The sequence below is a fragment of the Marinobacter salexigens genome, assembly GCF_018860765.1.
Classification (GTDB): domain Bacteria; phylum Pseudomonadota; class Gammaproteobacteria; order Pseudomonadales; family Oleiphilaceae; genus Marinobacter; species Marinobacter salexigens_A.
This window is the reverse complement of sequence record NZ_JAHKPV010000001.1, coordinates 898629-919138: the sequence shown is the minus strand read 5'-3', so window position 1 is coordinate 919138 and position 20510 is coordinate 898629. Positions and strand designations below refer to the sequence as shown.

The 20510-nt window shown below is 54.0% G+C and carries 16 protein-coding genes; 6 read left to right on the top strand and 10 right to left on the bottom strand.

Going from position 1 to position 20510, the window contains the following annotated elements:
* Positions 1–11: 11 nt before the first annotated feature.
* The 3 genes from KO508_RS04150 to KO508_RS04140 all read right to left on the bottom strand — a co-directional run bounded on the left by KO508_RS04150 (position 12) and on the right by KO508_RS04140 (position 3329).
* Positions 12–719 (bottom strand): ankyrin repeat domain-containing protein, encoded by a 708-nt coding sequence (locus KO508_RS04150; protein ID WP_216007039.1) that lies wholly within the window; start codon positions 717–719, stop codon positions 12–14.
* Positions 720–789: 70 nt separating this feature from the next.
* Positions 790–2952: a tRNA(Met) cytidine acetyltransferase TmcA gene (locus KO508_RS04145; RefSeq protein WP_216007038.1), complete on the bottom strand. Its 2163-nt coding sequence runs from the start codon at positions 2950–2952 to the stop codon at positions 790–792.
* Positions 2952–3329, bottom strand: coding sequence for a DUF2237 family protein (locus KO508_RS04140; RefSeq protein ID WP_216007037.1), 378 nt, complete (start codon positions 3327–3329; stop codon positions 2952–2954). Before KO508_RS04140 ends, KO508_RS04145 begins: the two co-directional genes overlap by 1 nt.
* 309 nt (positions 3330–3638) lie before the next feature.
* Between KO508_RS04140 and KO508_RS04135 the strand changes: the two genes are divergently transcribed.
* Together KO508_RS04135 and KO508_RS04130 are read left to right on the top strand one after the other, a co-directional pair.
* The gene (locus tag KO508_RS04135; protein WP_216007329.1) at positions 3639–5918 is read left to right on the top strand and encodes an ATP-dependent helicase; all 2280 of its coding nucleotides are present in this window, start codon (positions 3639–3641) and stop codon (positions 5916–5918) included.
* A gap of 169 nt (positions 5919–6087) precedes the next feature.
* On the top strand, positions 6088–7287 hold the full coding sequence (locus tag KO508_RS04130; protein WP_216007036.1) for an OmpA family protein: 1200 nt from the start codon (positions 6088–6090) through the stop codon (positions 7285–7287).
* A 22-nt stretch (positions 7288–7309) separates the two neighbouring features.
* On the opposite strand, the gene KO508_RS04125 is transcribed toward KO508_RS04130, so the two are convergent.
* Both KO508_RS04125 and KO508_RS04120 read right to left on the bottom strand, forming a co-directional pair.
* Positions 7310–8494 carry a methyltransferase gene (locus KO508_RS04125; protein WP_354668000.1) on the bottom strand — a complete coding sequence of 395 codons (1185 nt, stop codon included), beginning with the start codon at positions 8492–8494 and terminating at the stop codon, positions 7310–7312.
* Positions 8495–8553: 59 nt separating this feature from the next.
* On the bottom strand, positions 8554–9825 hold the full coding sequence (locus KO508_RS04120; RefSeq protein ID WP_216007328.1) for a D-amino acid dehydrogenase: 1272 nt from the start codon (positions 9823–9825) through the stop codon (positions 8554–8556).
* A 162-nt stretch (positions 9826–9987) separates the two neighbouring features.
* On the opposite strand from KO508_RS04120, the gene KO508_RS04115 reads away from it, so the two are divergent.
* Complete coding sequence (locus KO508_RS04115; protein ID WP_216007034.1) at positions 9988–10797, top strand: TatD family hydrolase; 810 nt, start codon at positions 9988–9990, stop codon at positions 10795–10797.
* Positions 10794–12002 carry an HD-GYP domain-containing protein gene (locus tag KO508_RS04110; RefSeq protein ID WP_216007033.1) on the top strand — a complete coding sequence of 403 codons (1209 nt, stop codon included), beginning with the start codon at positions 10794–10796 and terminating at the stop codon, positions 12000–12002. Before KO508_RS04115 ends, KO508_RS04110 begins: the two co-directional genes overlap by 4 nt.
* A 19-nt stretch (positions 12003–12021) precedes the next feature.
* On the opposite strand, the gene KO508_RS04105 is transcribed toward KO508_RS04110, so the two are convergent.
* From KO508_RS04105 to KO508_RS04085, 5 genes are read right to left on the bottom strand one after another with little or no spacing between them, the layout of a single operon-like run.
* Complete coding sequence (locus tag KO508_RS04105; RefSeq protein WP_216007032.1) at positions 12022–12933, bottom strand: lysine exporter LysO family protein; 912 nt, start codon at positions 12931–12933, stop codon at positions 12022–12024.
* On the bottom strand, positions 12933–13289 hold the full coding sequence (locus KO508_RS04100; RefSeq protein ID WP_216007031.1) for a DUF2288 domain-containing protein: 357 nt from the start codon (positions 13287–13289) through the stop codon (positions 12933–12935). The genes KO508_RS04105 and KO508_RS04100 overlap by 1 nt, the downstream gene beginning before the upstream one ends.
* A 41-nt stretch (positions 13290–13330) precedes the next feature.
* Positions 13331–13729, bottom strand: coding sequence for a response regulator (locus tag KO508_RS04095; protein ID WP_216007030.1), 399 nt, complete (start codon positions 13727–13729; stop codon positions 13331–13333).
* Entirely contained in the window at positions 13719–14882 is a 1164-nt protein-coding gene (locus KO508_RS04090) for an HDOD domain-containing protein (protein WP_216007029.1), read from the bottom strand. Before KO508_RS04090 ends, KO508_RS04095 begins: the two co-directional genes overlap by 11 nt.
* Before the next feature lie 28 nt (positions 14883–14910).
* On the bottom strand, positions 14911–16569 hold the full coding sequence (locus tag KO508_RS04085) for a diguanylate cyclase (protein ID WP_216007028.1): 1659 nt from the start codon (positions 16567–16569) through the stop codon (positions 14911–14913).
* 105 nt (positions 16570–16674) lie between these two features.
* On the opposite strand from KO508_RS04085, the gene KO508_RS04080 reads away from it, so the two are divergent.
* Both KO508_RS04080 and KO508_RS04075 read left to right on the top strand, forming a co-directional pair.
* Entirely contained in the window at positions 16675–18462 is a 1788-nt protein-coding gene (locus KO508_RS04080) for an ATP-binding protein (RefSeq protein WP_252737798.1), read from the top strand.
* On the top strand, positions 18459–20453 hold the full coding sequence (locus tag KO508_RS04075; protein ID WP_216007027.1) for an ATP-binding protein: 1995 nt from the start codon (positions 18459–18461) through the stop codon (positions 20451–20453). Before KO508_RS04080 ends, KO508_RS04075 begins: the two co-directional genes overlap by 4 nt.
* Positions 20454–20510: the final 57 nt, after the last annotated feature.

Sequence of the window (20510 nt, the reverse complement as noted above, 5' to 3'; positions counted from 1 at the left end):
ACTCAAGCGCTTTAAAGCTCAGCCCCAGCCTGCACCAATAGCATCTCCAAGTCTTGGTGATTGCGGGTGCGGGCAACATCAAGCGCCGTGGCACCGCTCTCTGCGCGGTAGTTTACATCGGCACCCGCTGCCAAAAGCATTTCTGCGGTTAGCAGGTCGCCGGTAGAAACCACCTTCATGAGCAGTGATTCACCGTTTTGACTGACATTGACGTTGGCTCCGGCCGCTAACAAAATCTTCACCACCGACAGCTGACCTTTCTCCGCTGCCCGCATGACCGGTGTATAGCCCTGAAGGTCGGTAGCATTCACTTTGGCGCCAGCATGCAACAGCAGGCGCGCGAGCCGACGATCCCCCTGCTCCGAGGCCACCATCAGCGGGGTAACCTGATCGCTCTCTGCAAGATCCGGACTCGCCCCCTGACTGAGTAAATACCATACAACCCGATCCGCCTTCGCTCGTACAGCAGCCATTAACGGTGTGCCGTTACCCGTAAGGGTATTCAGGGGGGCTCCTGATTCCGTCAGCTTGCTAACCGCATCAACATCACCTTGCTCCGCCGCACGATACAGATCCGAGCCCGAGGTACTGTCGACCTGCGGATTCAAGTTAGCAGGCGCTTCTTTGGAAGCACACCCACCAACCAACGTAGCGCTGGCAGCGAGCAGCAGGGTGTATAACAGGATCGAAAAATGGGAGAAGCCGGTTCCCTTGGCCATATCAAGAAGTCTCAGTCAGTTAGGTATCATCTATTCTGAGCAGGTGTGTGCAATAATTAAATCGAGCGCGTCACAGCTTTGGCCCCTTCTGCATAAGTTCACGGATGACAGCGCGCAATTGATCTTCCCCACCCCGCTGCCCCGAACATAAGCCTTCACTTTGCAAGTCCGACCAAGACCAGCCTTGCAACACAGCCCGACACCAAATAGCCGCACTTTCATGCGCGCCAAGCCACTTCATAAACCCTGAAGTCATGCTCAACTCACGCAACACGGGCACCATTAGCCGGAAGCCTCTGTGGCCGTCACCAAAGCTCTTCATGTCCTGAATATCTGCCGCATCGGGCCGGTAACATGGAGGCAGCTCAGCGGCTAACTCGGCCAGCAGTTTTGGCTCCAAATCCTTCCAATTCAATGGCACCAGCGTAAGCCAGTGCCGCGCCAGACGAGCCCGCAATTGCTGAACGAGGGCCGAGGCTTCATCACTGTGCGCACTCATCATCTGCAAGGGGTACTCACCACTGGTCGCCTCCTGCTGCAATCCAATGCGTACGAACTCCAATCCACAAGAAGCCCAGAAGGCGAACAAGTCGGCACTGCCGCCAAAGCTGGTGCCGGTGAAATCCAAACCCTCCTGCTTTGCCCGCTCAGCCGCTGCAGCAACTAGCCGATTCCCAATCCCGAGGCGCCTTGCCTGAGCTGAAACAGCAACACGAACAATCCGCAAACCACGCAAGCTAGCCGCTTCGGGAAATCCGCTGTGGTTGGCCAAAGACTGCGGCAGAAGGTGCCCACGAATGCGCCGCTTGCCACTGGCCACTTGTTCTGCCAGCTCCTTACTCAAACCACCTTCTACTGCCCCCCAAAGCACACCCACCGTCTTGCCATTCACAAGAGCGCGCCAGCTTCTAGCGGCGGGATCGTCCAGCCATTGTCTAAGATCTGCGGGCGTGGTTCGATAGTGGGCGTCCACCAGCAAACCAAATGCACTGGTCAACTCAGCCTCCGAGGCCAGAGCAGGTTGCCAGGGTTCAATCACCACTTTTCCAGCCACCGCGTCCGATAAACCGACCGCTGAGTCATGATCGGCACCAAGCAGAAACAGCTCCGATATCAGCGCCTCCAGCGGATCGCCTTCGGCCCAGCGCACTGGTTTGGACAGCGTGTGTGCCTGCCACTGGGGAGTTTTCTCATCGAGAATCCGGCGAAAGCGAATAGCAAACCCACGGCCAGCGCCTTCATAGCCATGAACCGTAGATGCAAAAGCGACCCGCGGCCAACCCAAAAGAACCTGCTTTAACAAGGAGACTGGAATAGCTGCTGCCTCATCCACCAGAACCACTTCAGCTTCCGGCCTATCCTTTAACAAATCCCGAACCGGCAAAAAGCGTATCTGGGCGCCAGTCACAGTTACTATCCGGTTATCCTCAGCCCTTATAACATCGGTACCAAGGCTTTCCAGCGCGTGGGCGAACAGCGCATTCACATGATCCCGTGCCGGCGCAGTCACCAACACCTGCCGACGCCCTTGCAGCAGCAGTTGCGCCGCTGCCATACCAAGAGCCGCCGATTTACCGCGCCCACGATCTGCGGTAACCACCATTGGCCGACGCCGACGCCCCAACCCAAAAGCCACCAACTTGTGAATCAACGCTTGCTGGTCCGACGTAGTAGTCACCCGGAATTCCGAAACTGACTCAGTCAGCACGGGAAGACCTACTGCCCCCAGCGCGCCGGACTGCACCCGTATCACCGAAGGGTCTAGCGCAAGAATGCGCGCCATACGCTCGGCAAAAGGGTGAAGCTGATCGTGCTCCAAGCCGGTTCTGGAATAATCCGGGTCAGCAAAACTCCCCCACTTCTCCAGCGATGGCATCAACCAAAACAGCAACCCACCAGCTTTCAACGTGCCCGAAAGCGCGGCAAACGCATCCGGAGGATTCCCCCGCCAGCCATCCCATACAATGACTGACGTTTCCTGACCCAGCCACTGCCGTGCCTGATTAGCCTTAATGCTGACCAAACGGTTATCGGGCGCGTCATCTGCGTCCCCGATCCAGAGCCCACCTTTCATCAGCTCCAATGCTGGCAGCAGAGCTTTTAGCCACTGCCTAGAAAGCTCACGGGCGCCTTCCACCAATACCAGCCGCCGCTGTCCGGTAGCTGCAAGATTTGATTGCAACGAGCACCAAGCTGTCGTATCCAGCAGGGGAGGCAAGGTTTCGGGATTCATTAGCTAAGGTCAATTCCATGGGACTTCAAATCACCCAGAGCACAGTGTTCCAACGCCCCCTGATGCGTAGCACGCAACCGCACTCTCGGCGCAGTACCAGCTTCAAAAGCCTCATGCCAGCGGGCCGCACACAGGCACCAGCCGTCGCCAGCTTTTAATCCCGGGAATCCGAATGCAGGCACGGGTGTACTCAAATCATTACCGCGAGCTTTGGAAAATTCCAGAAACTCATCCGTCATGACAACGCATACGGTGTGAGAACCGTGATCATCTGGCCCAGTATTGCAGCAGCCATCCCGGTAAAAGCCGGTTTCCGGATCAGTGCTACAGGTTTCCAGCTTTTCACCAAGTACGTTAATTGAGTCTTCTATTTGCATCTCTACTCTCTCCGGCTCTGGGAGTTAGCAGCGAGGCAGAACCTTCTCCAAAATACGCTGTAAATACATCCATGTACGCTCGGCTCCGCCTCCCACTGCTTATTGCTCCTGCGTCGCAGTGAAAGTCCTGGGTTGGCCGTCCATGGCCAACCCGTGAAGAGCTTTTCGCTCTTCACCCATGGCTCCGTACGATTTTGGAGAAGGTTCTGCCTCGCTGCCCTCCAACTAATGAGGTGGATTCGCTTAGTTAATCAATCATGTTAACGGCACAGGTACCCGCGCTACCAGTTGACCAGTACAATAGCACCCATGCCAACCAACACCCCTGAATCCTCTGCCTTAGATCTACCTGACTTTCTCACCGACGAACAGCGAGCGATTATTACCGCTGGCTACGAGCACTCGGTCATCACCGCAGTGGCAGGCAGCGGCAAAACCTCCACCCTTGCCTGGCGCATTCGCTATTTGCTGCAGCAAGGACACGACCCTGCCCGCGTTTTGGTGCTTATGTTCAACCGCAGCGCCCGCATAGATTTTGAGCGTAAGCTACAAGAAGTGTGTTACCACAGCGGCTTGGCGCTCCCGGAGATCCGAACCTACCATGCCATGGGGCTGCGGCTATATAAGCGCTTTGTGCGTGAAGGCTACCTGCCGGGCTTCTCTGAAAAGATCCTGACCGAGCAGGAAATCAGTTTTCAAGCTTGGCTATTAACACGGCGACTGGCGCCGGAGGACTTGGCGGACGAGATAAGGCGAAACAAGAAAGATTTTGTAGAGACAGCAACCGGATTTATCGACATGGTGAAAACCACCCTGTCACCGGCCGAGATAGTATTTGAAGACCTGGGTTACTCCGATAAATACCGATACCTTATTGACCTGTTCCACAGCTTTGAACAATGGCGCAAAGCACAAAGCCGTATCAGCTTTGCCGATATGCTCTACGAGCCGGTGATGGCGATTCATCAGAACCCACCCTTGCAACGACTGGTGGGCAACAAGATGGATCTTATTTTAGTGGACGAATACCAAGACACCAACGAGATTCAACATTTGCTGCTGCGCTATGTAGCAGGCGATCGCGCCCGGGTAACGGTAGTGGGTGACCCGGACCAAACCATTTATGAGTTCCGAGGCGCCAAGCCCGAATTTATTCTGAAACGCTTTAGCGACGAGTTTGAAAGCCCTCTGGAACAGACTCTAAGCTTCACCTTCCGCTATGGTCACCGAGTGGCGCTGCTTGCCAATCACCTGATTTGCCATAATACCGGTCGCAAGGATGTTTTGTGCCACTCCCATCCATCCACTCCCGCAACAGAAATCGCTCTACACCGAGCCGAGAACGACGCCGATGCGGTACTTCAGATTCTGAGTCAGGATGCAGCAGACCCCTTGGCGCAAACCGCAATCCTGTTCCGGGTTTGGAGCCAGAGCGTTCCTATTGAACTAAAATTGCTAGCTCAGCAGATCCCCTATCGCATTGATGCTGGCAAAGGGGCGTTGTTCAGCCGCGAAGTGCAGGCCATCACAGCACTGTTAAAGTTGGTTTCTGGAGCGCTTGAGAAATTGTCTGAGGTCGACCGGCTAGAGCTGGCCCGCCAGCTTTTGCGCTTTCCCCATGTGGGCCTCAAAGAACCGGAACTGGAACAGTTAGCACAATTTCTAGCCGGGTTTGCCAATGGCTGGCACGAACGATTGCTCGCGTTGGATTACGATGCACTAGCGCCCATGGCAGCACGTAAACTGCGTAAGCTGGGCGAAGTACTGGACAAGCTGCGCGGCTATTCCGGCCCCGTTGCCGGGCTGATCACGGTGTATGCAGAGCATACGGATTTGTACGAAGGCGTTCGCAGTCTCGCACTCACCCATGAAAGCGCTGAGGAACGTATAGATACCATTCACGGCTTCCGCGACTATCTAAAAGGCCTCAATGTGGACGCTACGGGAGCTCTTGCACATCTCAAAGCGCTACGCCAACAGGCCAATGAAAAGCAGGCGGGCGGAGGTGTATTACTCTCAACCATTCACCGCACCAAGGGACTGGAATGGCAAAGGGTGATCATCCCCGGATTACAAGAGAAGTACCTGCCCCACAGCCCACGGCCTCAAGATGATGCCCGCGCCACTCTGGAAAGCGAACGACGGCTATTGTACGTTGCCATGACTCGAACGCGGCAAACACTGCACTTAATCTCCCGGCCAGTAAGCACACAACCGCATCTAGATGGAGATCAAGGCCCGAGCCGGTTCGTGGAGGAGTTCTGTTTTGAGTTGGCTGACGAGTTAGGGCGCTTGCTCGATGAGTGGACGCCGGAGACCAACCCTGTACTGAAGCTGCAAACGCCCCTAACGCCAGTCAGCTCACGTTACGCCGCGCAGGAGAGCGTCACCCTTGAAGGCGAAACCCAAACAAACGCTACAAATATATCGCCGTTGTGGCACCAACCACGCCTTACCCACTCCATCTTTGGTGCTGGTACTGTGGTTTCGGAAGATGAGAGTTCCTTCGAAGTACACTTTGCCAGCGGCGAAAAAATGAATTTCAGCAAAAAAAGCGCGCACCTCTATTTCAGTGTTCCGCTGTCATAAAAGCACTGTCACTAGCCCCCTATCACTCTGCACGTACATTTCCTAATGTAACCGGAATTGCCAATTCGTTGTTTTTTTGTAACTCTTTAGCTTGAGTTGAAACTAACTATGCATTCTGATGGTTTAAGTAACTCAGCAGCCTAAATACGAGTCCAACTGGAGGTTCTGCATGAGCATCATGCGCCCGATTTCGATGATCGCCATCGCCACTACTCTTGCCACCCCGGCCTTAGCGGCCGAGCGCAAGGAAACCATTTACATTAATCCTTTTGCCGCCTTTCAGCTTTTTGATGATGATCGGGACTTGAGTGAGACGGGCACATTTGGTGTGGGTCTAGAGTACCGGTTCCGGCCAAACTGGGCAGTTGAAGCCCTGTACTCCCGCGCTGATGCAGACCGCAAGTATGTTGATGGCTCATCTGAATTTGAAGAGCTTCGTATCGATGGCATCTACTACTTTGCCGGGCAAGATAAAGCATGGAACCCATACGTTTCTGCGGGCGCTGGGCATGCTGACTTTGGCGTAAACGATTCCATTAGCTATCGCACAACCGGCACCGACCATGACGAAACCCGCGTTAACGTAGGTACTGGCTTCCGTTATAACGTGTCAGATTCCGTTGCTCTACGTGGCGACTTGCGTGAGTTCCACGGCATCGACGAAAGCACCTTCGATACTCAGGTATCGCTCGGCATTAGCTTTGCGTTTCACCGCGCAGTCGGCAAGCCAACACCCGCAGATACAGATGCAGACGGCGTACCCGATTCCCGCGATCAGTGCCCCGGCACTCCGGCTGGAGCTATGGTTGACACCACCGGCTGTGAGCCGGATGCAGATCGCGATGGCGTAGCCGATGTTCGTGATGCCTGCCCCGATACCCCGCGCGGCGCCAAGGTAGACAGCCGTGGCTGCGAACTTGATGGCGATAACGACGGCGTCGTAGACAGTCAGGACCTGTGTCCTAACACAACCGCTGGCGCAGACGTGGACGAAACCGGTTGCGAAGGCGTAACTGAAACCATCGAAACCTTTACCATTGAGGTTCAGTTCCCGCTCAACAGCTCGGTCATCGGCAACGCTTATGACGCGGAAATCCGCCGTGTTGCAGACGCGCTGAAGCAAAATCCTGAAACCATCGTAGAAATCGCTGGCCACGCCGACAACACCGGCAAGGCAAGCTACAATCAGTCCCTGTCACAACGCCGAGCCCAAGCCGTTGCCGACCGTTTGACCGGGCCACTGGGAGTAGATCCTACCAAGGTGAGCGCTAAAGGCTACGGAGAGACAGAGCCGGTTGCATCTAACGCCACGGCTGCTGGCCGTGCTGAAAACCGCCGGGTTGAAGCGCGCATTCAGATTCGCCGTTAGGTTTGAAGACAAACAAGTGAAGTTAAGAAAGGCGCTCTCGGGCGCCTTTCTTTTTGACGGCATCCAGCAACAGGTTTCTGGGTGTCAGAGATCGAGCACAGAAGCGGCCGAACCGCACACCATACCCCTGTTCTTCTAAAAAGACCGCGTAATCCAGAGCCAGCCACAACTCCAAAGGCCGACGGAAAACATGTCGGATGAGCTCGTAACGACGTACATCTTTTTGGCGCTGCACTCCATGGGCAAGCCAAGTATCGAAATCTGTGTGTGCTGGCAAAATAAGCTGCTTTTTACTGGCCGCCCAATGGCAAAAAGCCGCGAACCCTTGATGCATTAACTTTGGGGAGTAGGACGGCACAGGTAGGTATTCATTCACCCCGCGCAGCGAACGCTGAAGCCCATCAAATCCCAACCGCCACTGGCTCAAGGTTGTTGTCTGCTCTCTAACGCCGGTTGGCGCTGTTACCGTTTCCCTCACGGCTAAGCGCATATCATCACGATTGAGCGCAAGCCTTCCATCGTGCGTCGTTGCACGCTCTGAAAGCGTCTTGTAACGCCCTTCAGCAGTTTTGTGATAGCAGCAAGGCGACAGGCTCAATCTCGGCACCCCTGCCGCAGTTCCTTGTATCAATAGCTGCCGATGAAGATCCCCGCATGCGTGCAGGGCTGCTATGTGGGTGCCGCCTGGCAGGAGCACATGCGGCGCCATAACATCCTGACAGTGGATCTGAACCGCGTCTCCAAAATGGGCCGCTAGCCGGTTACCATCGGCCACCAGCTTTGAATTCCACTCATAACCCTGAACTTGATTTTGACTCTGTGCGGCGAGCGTTCGGGACAAATGGCCCTTGCCACAGCACCAATCCAAAATCGGTTGCTGCAGCGGCTTCAATACGGCTGTAAAAGCACCCGCCTGCTCTCGCTTGCGTCCCGGCATATCCGTTGCCCGGATTTCGGGCAGTGTCGCTGCCACAACATTCGCAGGTTCAGGCGCTAATTCCGGCACATCCACCAAATTTGCGTACAGAGCCAGTTCTGGTAGGTATTGGGACGCCACATTTGCCAGCTTTGCCGGCTGACCATCTAACCCGGCACACTCAGCATCGCTAAGCCCTATCAATCGTTGCGCCAGCTCAGGATGGCTCTGAACCCATCCCGGCACTGGCTCGATAAACGGAGCTGGCCGCCAGATTGTTTGATGCCGCACCAGCCAATCATTGAGCGCTCTCCATCGCGAGTAAAAAGAATCGGTGGCCGGGAAAACATTCACTCCTGATAGCGCCTCGGACGGAAGGCATCCAAACACACAGCAGGCTCTTCGCCATCCAACACTTGCGCAATCACATCCGCACTACCCGCCGAAAAAGTCCAACCAAAAGTACCGTGGCCGGTGTTCAGGTACAGATTTTCTCGGGGGCCACGGCCGATGATGGCAGGGCCATCGGGTGTCATGGGCCGAAAGCCGGTCCATGTCTCTGCCGCATCCAGATCAGCGCAACCCGGGAAACGGGACTCTACAGATTTGCGAATAGTGGCTATGCGAGCTTCTGGAATGTCGCGGTTAAAATCCGTCAGCTCCACAAAGCCGGTTGAGCGCAAGCGGTCGCCCAATCGCGTGGAGACAACCTTGAAGTTGTCATCATGAATGGTGGAAACCGGCGCGTTATCCGGGCTTTTCAAAGGGACGGTAATGCTGTAGCCCTTAATAGGATAGATGGGCAGCTTGAGGCCTAAAGGCCGAACCAACTCATCAGACCAACAACCAGCGCTGATCACAAAGGCGTCAGCCTCAAGGGTTTCTTGTTGGCCGTTCTCGTTTTGCAAAACCACCGACTCAACCGCCTGACTATTGGCCACCAGCCGCTTCACTTGGACGTTATAGCGAAAGTTCACGCCCTTCTCTTCGCAGGCTTTAGCCAGTGCCAGCGAAAACAAGTGACAGTCGCCAGTACCGTCTGTGTCATAGCTTAGGGCGCCATAAAGAGGGCCGTTCTCTGCCATGCCCGGCTCTACTTCGTATACCTGCTTCGGTGTCAGCAGCCGAGAAGCAATACCCATTTCGTTGAGTAGCCGGTGAGTACCTCGATGCACCTCCAGTTCTTCTGGCGTACTAGCAAGGTGCAACAGACCACGGTGGCCGCCATCAAACCCCAGATCAAGCTCCTCCTCCAGCTTCAGAAAACGCTCACGGCTGTGAATACCAAGACGAAGCATGGCGCGCTTGTTGAAACCGAACAGGCCTGGCGACCAGGCGTACCTCAGAGTCGAAAACATGAACTTCACAGCTGCAAGAGATGGCGGCATGCGCAGTTTTAACGGGCCATCCTGCTTAACAAGCCAGGGCAACGCCTTAAACACCATGCTTGGATCAGCCCAAGGATAAACCACGCCGTATGAGCGTTGCGCTGCATTGCCTTTACTGGTCTCACTTCCTGCCATGCTAAGGCGTTCAAGTACCGTCACCTGATGACCACGACGGCTCAGCTCCCAAGCTGTGGTTACACCCACAACGCCACCACCAACTACGACAACGTGCATCTGCACCTCCAACCCTGAATCAAACCGGAACAGCAACATTCATCAAGGAAACTCCTTACGGATGAACGTAGGCCAATAAACAGACAACTGGTAAACTCTCATGTTTCACGCCTAAGAGTAGCAGCCAAACCAACTGCCTGTACCGGAGCCTAGCACCTGTTCATGAGTAAAAAACGTCGCGAGATTCCCGTATTCGATCACCCGATTATCGAAACCCACTGCCATCTGGACTATCTCAAGGAGCGCCCGCTGGAGGAAACTCTGGCGCAGACACGGCAAGTGAATATCGAACGGGTAATCACCATTGCCGTGGCTCCGGACAATCTGGCAAAAGTTCGAGAACTCAGCGCAAAGGCATCATGGTTATACGGCACTCAGGGCATTCACCCCCATGAGGCAGAAACTTATAACGATGCAGTAGAGGCAGAGATTCGCGCCCACGCACGCGACGAAAAGATTGTTGCCGTTGGCGAAATTGGGCTGGACTATTTTTATGACAAAGCCGATCGCGCCACCCAGCAAGACGTTTTTCGGCGCCAGCTTCAAATTGCCTGCGACAATGACCGCCCGGTCGTTATCCACAGTCGGGAAGCAGATGAAGAAACTATCGCTATACTGAAAGAGTTTGAGCAGTCTCTTAAACGCCGCGGCGTAATCCACAGTTTTACATCCGGCCCGGGTCTTGCCCAATACGCATTGGATCAGGGTTGGAATCTAGGCTTTAACGGCATTACGACCTTCAATAAGGCAGAAAACGTGCGGGATATCGTTCGTATGGCTCCCATCAGCCAAATCCTTCTAGAGACCGACGCGCCTTTCCTTACGCCCGTACCTTATCGCGGCAAGGAAAACGCGCCCTTTTACCTGCCGTTCGTTGCTGAAAAAATTGCCGAGGTAAAAGGCTTACCGCTGAACAATGTAATCACCCAAACCTACCACAATAGCCTGAGAACGTTTTTTCCCACGCCATGATCAAGCGCATTCCCGTCTCCGCGTTAAAGGTCGGCATGTACATCTCCGACCTGAACAACGACTGGATCCCCCACAACACGCAACGAAGGCGCGGCGTGATCAAACGGGATGAAACCATCGAAAAAATCCGCAAGATGGGCGTGCAGTTTGTTTACATTGATGTGCAAAAGGGGATCGACAGTCAGGATTCGGAACCTGCGGCCGAGGTAGATGGGCGTAATGACGCAGCCCTGCAAAAAGCTGGCGAGCAGAAGCCCGGGGTTGCACCTAAGGTATCTCTTTCGGAAGAAATCGTGATTGCGATGGGAGTCCATTCACAGGCCCAAGAGTTGGTTAGCAACTTCATGAGCAGCGCCAAAATGGGCGCACCTGTTGATGTAGCCCCCATTCACAAGCTGGCGGATGAGCTGCAAAGCTCCGTATCCCGGAACGCCAATGCGCTGGGGTGTCTTGGTCGGATTCGCGAAAAAGACAATTACTTGCTTGAGCACTCGGTAAACCTGAGCGTGCTGATGACGCTTTTCGGGCAATATCGCCAACTTCCCACAGATGTGATGCATCAAACCGTTGTTGGCGCCCTGCTCCACGACCTTGGCAAAATCCTAACGCCCGATGAAGTGTTGCACAAACCCGGCCGCCTTTCGCCGGAAGAGTTTGAAGTAATGAAGCTCCACGCCCGGCACTCCCGGGATATCCTGTCCGCAACAGAGGGCATAGGTGAGCTGACGGTGATCACAGCAGCGCAGCATCACGAACGAATGGACGGCTCCGGTTATCCGGAGGGCCTAAAGGGCGAGCAGATCTCGGTATATGGGCGCATGGTGGCCATTACAGACGTTTATGACGCAATTACTGCAGATCGTGTATACCACAAAGGATTGACGCCGACACAAGGCCTGAAAAAACTTCTGGAATGGAGTGGCGACCATCTGGACGCAACACTGGTGAAGCAGTTCATCCGCTGTATTGGTTTGTACCCGGTCGGGTCTCTTGTTTTGCTGGATAGCGGGCGGCTTGGCGTTGTGGTTGAGATCAACGAGGAAGATCAGCGGCTCCCCGTGGTGCGGGTGATGTACCACACGAAATTCCGGATGCCGATTACAGTGACGACCATTGACCTCTCGAAACCGGGTAATCAGGATCGCATTCTACGGGCTGTTGATCCTGACGATTACCACATTGATGTGCGTAAGTTTCTTAGCTGACCCCGACTGGTCTATCGGCTTAACTTAGCGATAACAAAACACCCATTAGAACCGGCGATAAAAACGACAGCAAAAAGCCCGATGCAATGGCCACGGGAACACAGCTCAACCCTCCACTACTGCGAATCACCGGCAATGTGAAGTCCATGGATGTAGCCCCGCCATAACCAATAGCCATAGCTGGCCGACTGCCTATCATTAAGGGAATGATGGCAAGGGCAATGATCTCCCGCAATACATCGTTCAGGAAAGCCACGCCGCCCCAGGCTGGCCCAAGGGCTTCCCCGATCACAATACCCGAGAGAGAGTACCAGCCAAAACCCGAAGCTAGTGCCAGCACCTCGTTCCAAGGCAGGCCCAATACCGGAATCAGCAGCACTCCACCTAGCAGAGAGCTGAGCACGAGCATGAATGCAATCCCTAAGCCTTGCGTGTTCATCAACAGTTTTCGCAACGAAAGCCCTGCGTTGCGCAATTGCAGGCCAATCAGGAACAGTAGCAACATAAGAGACCAGGTGGCCAGTTGCTCGGCCTGCGGCAGATCGGGGAGCAGGAAATAGCCTAAAATCAGCCCCACAAACACCGCCAGCAAAGGCTTTAGGGCCGCCATGAAAAGCCGCACATAGCCAGTATTTCCGGTAGACTGATTCCGATGTTCGGGCACCATGGGCTGCCAGCGATGAAATAACCACAGCCCGGCCATATTAGCCACGAACAGGACAATCACCAAAACGGACATTTGACTAGCCATGGCGCCAAGTTGGCTAGACAAGCCTTCCATCTGGCCCAGCCCTAACCCCAGCAATGCCAGAATAAAATACACCAGGGCTTCCACTGTGTAGTGGATTCCAGTCATAAGCCGCCGGTTTTTCAGCGCCAAAGCGAAGCCCAAAAACAGTGGAGCAAGAATCAATAAAGCGTCGGTAAGCACTAATGCACCGACGAGTCAGAAGGGTTGGAAGACCCTGAGGGCCCAGAAACTTCCGTGCGGTCCTGAACCAGCACCCAAGGCGCCACAACCACGGCCCAGAGCTCGGCATCACGGTCGTACCACGCACGCGCCATATCGGGAGACACATCCCCCACATGTCCCGCAGCAAGCCACTGCTCAAACAGCGCACGGTTATCAGCGGTGAGTTCTGAGGCTACATCTAACAGATCCAGAGCTTTGCCGACACGCACAACCTGACCCCGGGCGTAGTAGGTCTGTAACTCGTGCCAGCGTATACGGGACGTTTCCAAATTAAGTTTGGCTTTGGTTTCATCGTTATTGCGTGAGGACGACATATCAGCCTTTTGCGATGGTGACAGTAAAAATCGGAAGAAGCTTAACCGATAGCATGAGCCTCGTTCCAGATCTCTCTGATCTGATCTGCCAGTGTGAGTGGGTCAAATGGTTTTGGAATAACACCGGCCGCGCCCAATGCGAGGTAGCTCTGGACTTCATCACTTTGGACTTTTGCAGTCATGAACACCGCTGGCACTGTAGCGTAGCCCGGCATGGCACGAATCGCCCGTAAGGTAGCCGGACCGTCCATGCAGGGCATCATCACATCCAACACAATCAACTGAGGGCGGCATTCTTCTATTTTTTTCAACGCGTGTTGCCCCGACTCACATGCTGTAAGCTCGAACCCGCCAATAGCCTCCAATGCCAGTTCCGCAACCGTTCGGATATCCGGCTCGTCTTCAACCATCAAAATACGTTGTAAGCTTTCAGGTGTCATCTTGACTGCCCTCTCGACTGTCTTCTCGGTGTTCAATACCTAGCCGTCGCAACAATGTGCGACACTCGGGGCTATCTGCCTGTTCAGCTGACAATAAAGCAGCTGTGCGCATAACCAACTTAGACTGACTAACGTTGCTTCTGCTAACAAAATATACGGCACCAATAAGCTCTCGAAGGTCAAGCGGTAAGCGCCACTGCACTTTGATTCGGTTCCCAAGCTTTTCCGCCCAATAGGCAAGTGCAGAGTCAATCTGCTCTATGTCGGGAGGGTCTCCGGATTCATCAGAATGGTTCTGCAAAACCTTCAGCGCCGCCAACTCACCAGCCTTACTCAAAAGGCCGGCAGTGTAGTAGATGGCCGGTTTATCACCAATCCGTTGGGCCAAGGACCGGGCAGTCTCCGCCACATGCAACGCCTGCTCCTGTTCTTGACGTGCACGCTCCGCCAAGCGCGAGCAAGCAAGCTTCCCCGAAATATCCAGAGATAAGGCCAAAGCTTGATTCAGGGCCATTGCAACGCCGATCACACTGATCGCTTCCCTGAGTGTTTTTACCGGTGTACCAGAACGGCGAAAAGATGCACTATTCGCCACATCCAGCATTTTGGCACTCAGGGACGGCTCTTTTTTCCAGCTTTCTGCCAAGGCTACAGCATCCAGCTCATCACACTTTTCTATGAGTTCAAGAATTTCACCAGTGTCAATCTGACCGGGCAGTTGGATCGCAGAGTTGCAGGCTGCTTCCATTTTATCTTCCAGCGTATTACTTGACGCATCGCCAAGATCGATTGAGCTGGGCACCAGCGCTGTCAGCCTTTGGTGTAAAACGTCCACTTGAAACGGCTTACTAACGTAACCGCTGATGCCCAAATGGGCTGCGGCCAAAATGGAGTCACGATCTGCGCGGCCGCTGATCATAAGCACTGGGACATCACTGCTCGTATTCCGCACTACGCGAATCAACTCAAGCCCTGAGCCATCCGGCAGGTTCCAGTCGGCGATCACTAGGTCCGCTGGTTTTTCCTGCCAACTGCTTATTGCCGATTGCACTAGGGTACAGAGCTTAATAGACGCACCGGGGTAGGCACCTGCCACAACCGTCTCGAGTAGATCGCCAACCAACTCATCATCTTCGAGAATCAAAACATACATAGTGACGCTCTGAGTTTGTAATTAATCATCAAGATAGGTCACCAGCGGCCACGGTAACGCCATTCCGCCCGGCGCGCTTGCGTTGGTAGAGAGCTTTGTCAGCGGCTTCAATAGCCTGTTCGCCGGTCTCATAAGCATTGAGGGCAGCAACACCGGCACTGAACGTTACCGAAAACTCCGCACTTTCGGCATTGAACACCAGACGGGCGAAATCCTGGCAAAGTGCTTCGAGTATTTCTACGGCTTCGTTCATGACGCATTCGGGCATCACCAGCACAAACTCCTCGCCTCCGTAGCGGCCAATAATGTCGGTGCTACGAAGCCGGTGGCGCAAAAGGTTGGATAAGGCCTTAATCACTACATCACCAGTTCCATGGCCGTAGGAGTCATTAACCTGCTTAAAATGATCCAAATCCAGCATTGCGACAACAGAGCTGTGGCCGTAGCGGGCGCAGCGTGCATGCTCGCGATTGAGTTCGGTTTTGGCTAGGGCGTGCTTTAGTAGGCCGGTGAGGCTGTCGAGTGATACCAGCTTATCGAGCTGCCGGGCACGATAACAGCGTATTCTCGCTGTGCGCACCAAAAACTGGTCCGAGACGGGTTTGGTCACAAAATCATCACCGCCCCGTGCGAGTACATCCAATTGCAGATCGCGGTCTTCTTCGGACGAAAAGAATATAATGGGCAGGCTCAGCCATTCTGACTGAAACCGCAACATGCGAGCCAACACCGGGCCATCGTACTGGCCCATCTGTACATCCATCAACAGAATATCCGGCCGAAAATCCGCCAGTTCTGACAATAAGCGGGATGGGTCATCAAGCGCCCGCACCTGCAAACCGCCACTAGAAAGAACAAGCCGGTAATGTTCCAGCAGTTCTTTATCATCGTCCACAATCATCACTCGCCCGGTGAGCGTCGCCAGCCCTTCTGCCAGAAGCTGCTCTACCCGGTCTACTAGTGCCGGAATATCGTGGGGCTCGTCAACACACGCATCAACACCCAGGCGCGCTAGCCGGTAGCGGGTAATAAAGTCGTGGGTGCTGCTGAAGCAGATCACCGGCAAGCTGTGCAGCTTAGACAACCAGATCTCGCCCTCATTTTGCAACAGCGTGTCTCTGATCATCACCAGATCAACATCATTCATACCGTCCGGCCACTGTTCGCCGCTGCTCAGACTGCGTACTTGGTACCCATACAACGCCAAACCCTGCATTATCAAGTCGTTAAGCTGATGGTCCGGCTCCAGTGTCAACACAACCGACTGGCGATCGGCCTCCGCTCGTTTAGGATTATGCCACTGGGCTGATACCGGCTCGGCCACACCCAAAAAGCTGCCGAGGCTTGAAATGTCGTGTTCATAGCCGCCATCCAACAGCTGTTGTAACTGAAGCCGAATGCACTCGCTGTCTGCCCCTTCGGTTACCTGCTCCGCTAAGGGCTTTATTGCAACCTCAAGCTTGCGGGCCTGCTCGCCGAGCTGGGTAAAACCCAAGGTGCCGGCCGATCCCGCGAGCCGATGCAGCAGTTGATAGGCGGCAACCAACTCATTAACAGCCTCGGAGCGCTGCGACGCGTTCTGGATATTAGTAACCAGCCCTTGAATATCACCGATCGTTTTATCCCGGAAACGGTTGCGAAGGGTCTCCAGTTTTTTCCGCACATCGGAAGAGAGGCTTTTAGGCATAAAGGCTCTTGTTGTTAAATATCGCGCGCAAACGCTGTGAATTCTGGCTCAATTACTGTTCAATCAAAGCAAGTTTTGGAGAAAATTGCCAGACAGGAGCGCGTTTTGACCCACTTATCTCTAGGTACCCGCTTTGCCATCATTGTTATGCTTGGTTGCTTCGCAACCGTAGGTTCAGTTATCTACGTTGCTTACACCGCGTTACTGGAGGATTTTGCGACCAATCTGTCCGCGCAACAGGTAAACGAAACCGCCCACATTTCAAGTTTGGTCAGTCAGGATCTTGAGCTCCGAACCAGTGCTCTGGCCCAGTTCGCAACCATCCTAAGCCACGATGACCAATTGTTACCTGAAGCACAACTCACAAGCCTTCTAAAAAAACAGCAAAAACTGAGTGAGCTATTCCCCCATAGCCTTACCGTATCAAACGCTAACGCTACTCTCATTGCTGAAAACACATTCGTTCCGAACAGGGTAGGTACCAATTACGCGGATCGACCCCACTGGCGGGAAGCCATGACAACACGCAAACCGGTGATCAGCCGCCCATTGATAGGACGCACAACGGGCATTCCGTTGATGGTATTCATTACCCCCATAGTGAGTGATAACGGAGATCTTCTGGGCTTCGCTACCGGTACTTTGCAAATGAACCAGTCGCTTCTGATACCTGAAAGCGTTCGAAATAGCGCCAGCGAAGACGCCATTTTTCTGGTAGTCGATTCAGCTAACTTCTTGTTTATAGAGGGCTCATCCACCGGAAAAGCGATAGAGAACCTTCCAGACCCCGGAGAGAATTTGCTGATTGATGCCGCCCTCTCAGGCGTCAGCTTTGGGGAGGTTGAGACCAATTCGGGCGAGAAACTCATCTATGCAACCAGCCACCTACAGCGTTTGGGCTGGCTGTTTATACGTGCGGTGCCCAAATCTCTGGCAACTGCGCCTGCCCAGCAGGCCTTCAGCCGCTTCTTTGTGCTCAGTGTAAGCCTAACGTTGGGGATATTACTGCTGACTTATCTCGCTCTTCGCTCTACAACCGCCTCCCTCACCCAAATGACCCGACGCATACGCTCGATGATCCGGAAACCCGAATCCTCCCGGCGCTTGCAACAAGAAGGCGCGCCAGAGGTACGTGACTTAGCAGCAGCGTTTAACCAATTAATGGATGAGCGGGATGCCACCAACCGGCTCAAAGTCAACTTTGTTTCCAATGTCAGCCATGAATTGCGTACACCTTTAACCTCAATGAATGGCGCCTTGCGCCTGCTACACTCTGGCACTGCAGGCGAACTGCCTGATCGCGCCAAGGAGTTAACTGTGCTAGCTCTGCGTAATGGTGAACGCCTGCAAAGGCTCATCGGCGATATGCTCGATTTCAGCAAACTTTCCAGCGGTAAACTGCGTGTGAGCGTTAAAACTGAAAACTTGCAGACATTGCTTGCCGAAACCGTTGGTGACAATGAAACAATGGCACGCGAGTTCGATGTCAAGCTGGCTGCGCCCGACATACCCGCTATGTCTTTGGATACCGACGGTCACAGGTTGCGGCAAATACTTGATAATTTTGTCAGCAATGCCATCAAGTTTTCGCCAAAAGGTGGTCTGGTGACGCTCAGTGCCGAAAAAACCGATCAAAACACTCTATGTATCACTGTCAGCGATCAAGGCAAAGGTGTTCCCGGAGGTTTTCAAAAGAAGATTTTCAACCGCTTTGCTCAAGCAGAAACGGGCACGACCCGCGCGACCAGTGGCACGGGCCTGGGCTTAGCAATCAGTCGCGAGCTTGCGAAACTCCTGAACGGCAGCGTTGGATATTACAATAAAAATGGAGCGCATTTTTGGGTTGAGTTGCCCCTGAACAGCACCGCGTTAGCGGAGGGATCCTCATCATGATAACTCCTGAATTTCCTGCCGATGAAAGCAAGCGACAAGCGGCACTGGATCATTTGCGAATTCTCGATACCCCACCAGAAGCACGCTTTGACAGGCTTACCCGTATGGCAGCTAGACTTCTGGATGTGCCTATTGCGTTGATTTCACTGGTTGACCGGGACCGCCAATGGTTCAAATCCTGCGTGGGGTTGGATGCCAGTGAAACCCCGCGAAGCGTCTCCTTTTGTGGCCACGCCCTTTTCGACAACGAACCTCTGGTGGTTGAGGATGCGCAAGAAGATGAACGCTTCCGCGATAACCCGCTGGTCACGGGCGATCCGAATATCCGGTTTTATGTAGGTACGCCTTTGCACAGTGCAGATGGCTATGCCCTCGGCACACTCTGTGTTATGGACCGTAAACCGCGCACCCTCAGCGAAGAAGACCGCGAATGCCTGCGCGACCTCGCCGACTGTGCGGAGGAGCAGATTAGTGCCCGCACATTAGCCCTTCACTATCGAGACCAGGAGCTGGAAGAACAGAACGAATCCCTGACTATGCTCAAACAGCTTGCGGATATGGTGCCAGGCGGGCTGTATCAGTTTCGCCGCTATCCCGATGGCAGCATGAATTTTCCCTATAGCAGCATGGGTGTAGAGCGCTCTTTCGGCGTCACCCCAGCTCAAGCCAAAACGGATGCTGCCGCTCTGTTTGCGATGATTGACCCCGAGGACGCCTCAGCTGTGGCCGCAACCATCGAGGAATCGTCTCGACAACTGAGCACCTGGTCTATCCAATTCCGAATACGTCGACCAGATGGCAACATACGTTGGATTGAAGGCCACTCCACGCCACAGAAACTGCCGGACGGAAGTATTCTCTGGCACGGCTATCTGGAAGACATTCACGATAAAAAGCGCGCCTTGCTGGCGCTTCAGGAAAGTGAGCAACAGTTGCGACACCTTTTCGAGCTGGCACCCTCGGGTATCGTTCTTGCGGATTATCACACCGGTGGAATCATCGACGTAAATGCCGCCATGCTGAAATCAACAGGCTATCGCAAAGACGAGTTTCTGAAGTTGAGCTATCGTCAACTGCTCACCCCTATGGAGATATCTCTACGAGCCGACATTTTGGGGCAATTAGAAAAAAATGGCTATTTCGGGCCCATCGAGCAAGAAATCATCGATCGCAACGGTAGCGGCTATCCGGCAATCGTGCACTGTGTACTGATACATGACGCCTCAGAGCGCAAACTACTTTGGGTGCTAGCGGAAGATATTGCCGAGCGCAAAAAAATCGAGCGCCTGAAAAACCAGTTTGTGTCTACTGTTAGCCACGAGCTGCGCACACCGCTCACCTCTCTTACCGGAGCTATCAGGCTAGTGGCAGGCGGTGCAACCGGGGAGCTTTCACCACAAGCACTGGATATTATAAACATCGCCGAGCGCAATGCCCGCCAGTTGGCAACGCTGATCGACGACCTTTTGGACATTGAAAAGCTCATGGCAGGCAAACTGAACATCAATATGCTGTGGCAACCCCTACAGCCGCTAGTGGAACAAGCGGTCAATGCAAACCAGCCTTATGGCGCACAGCGTGAAATCACCATTCATCTTGCGCAGGACATACCACAAACCGACGTAATGGTAGACGGCCAACGACTATTGCAAGCGTTCAATAACCTGATATCCAACGCAATAAAATTTTCACCCGACCGAGGCCGTGTCGACGTATCGGTTGAACAGCAGGTATCAGAAGGAAAACCAACGGTTATCATTACCGTCCACGACAGCGGTAAGGGCGTTCCGGAAGCCTTCCGGGACCAGATTTTTCAGCGCTTTGCCCAAGCAGACAGTTCCGACACCCGCAGCCAAGGCGGGACGGGGCTTGGGCTTGCCATAACCCGCGAACTCATTACGATGATGGGAGGCGAAGTCGGCTTTGAATCCTTGCCAGAGCAAGGAGCCAGTTTCTGGGTTCGCCTTCCGGTAGCCGACTCCAATCCATAAAAAACCGGCAGCTCCCGTTTAAGGGACTGCCGACTCTGCTCTTTATCTATACCAAAT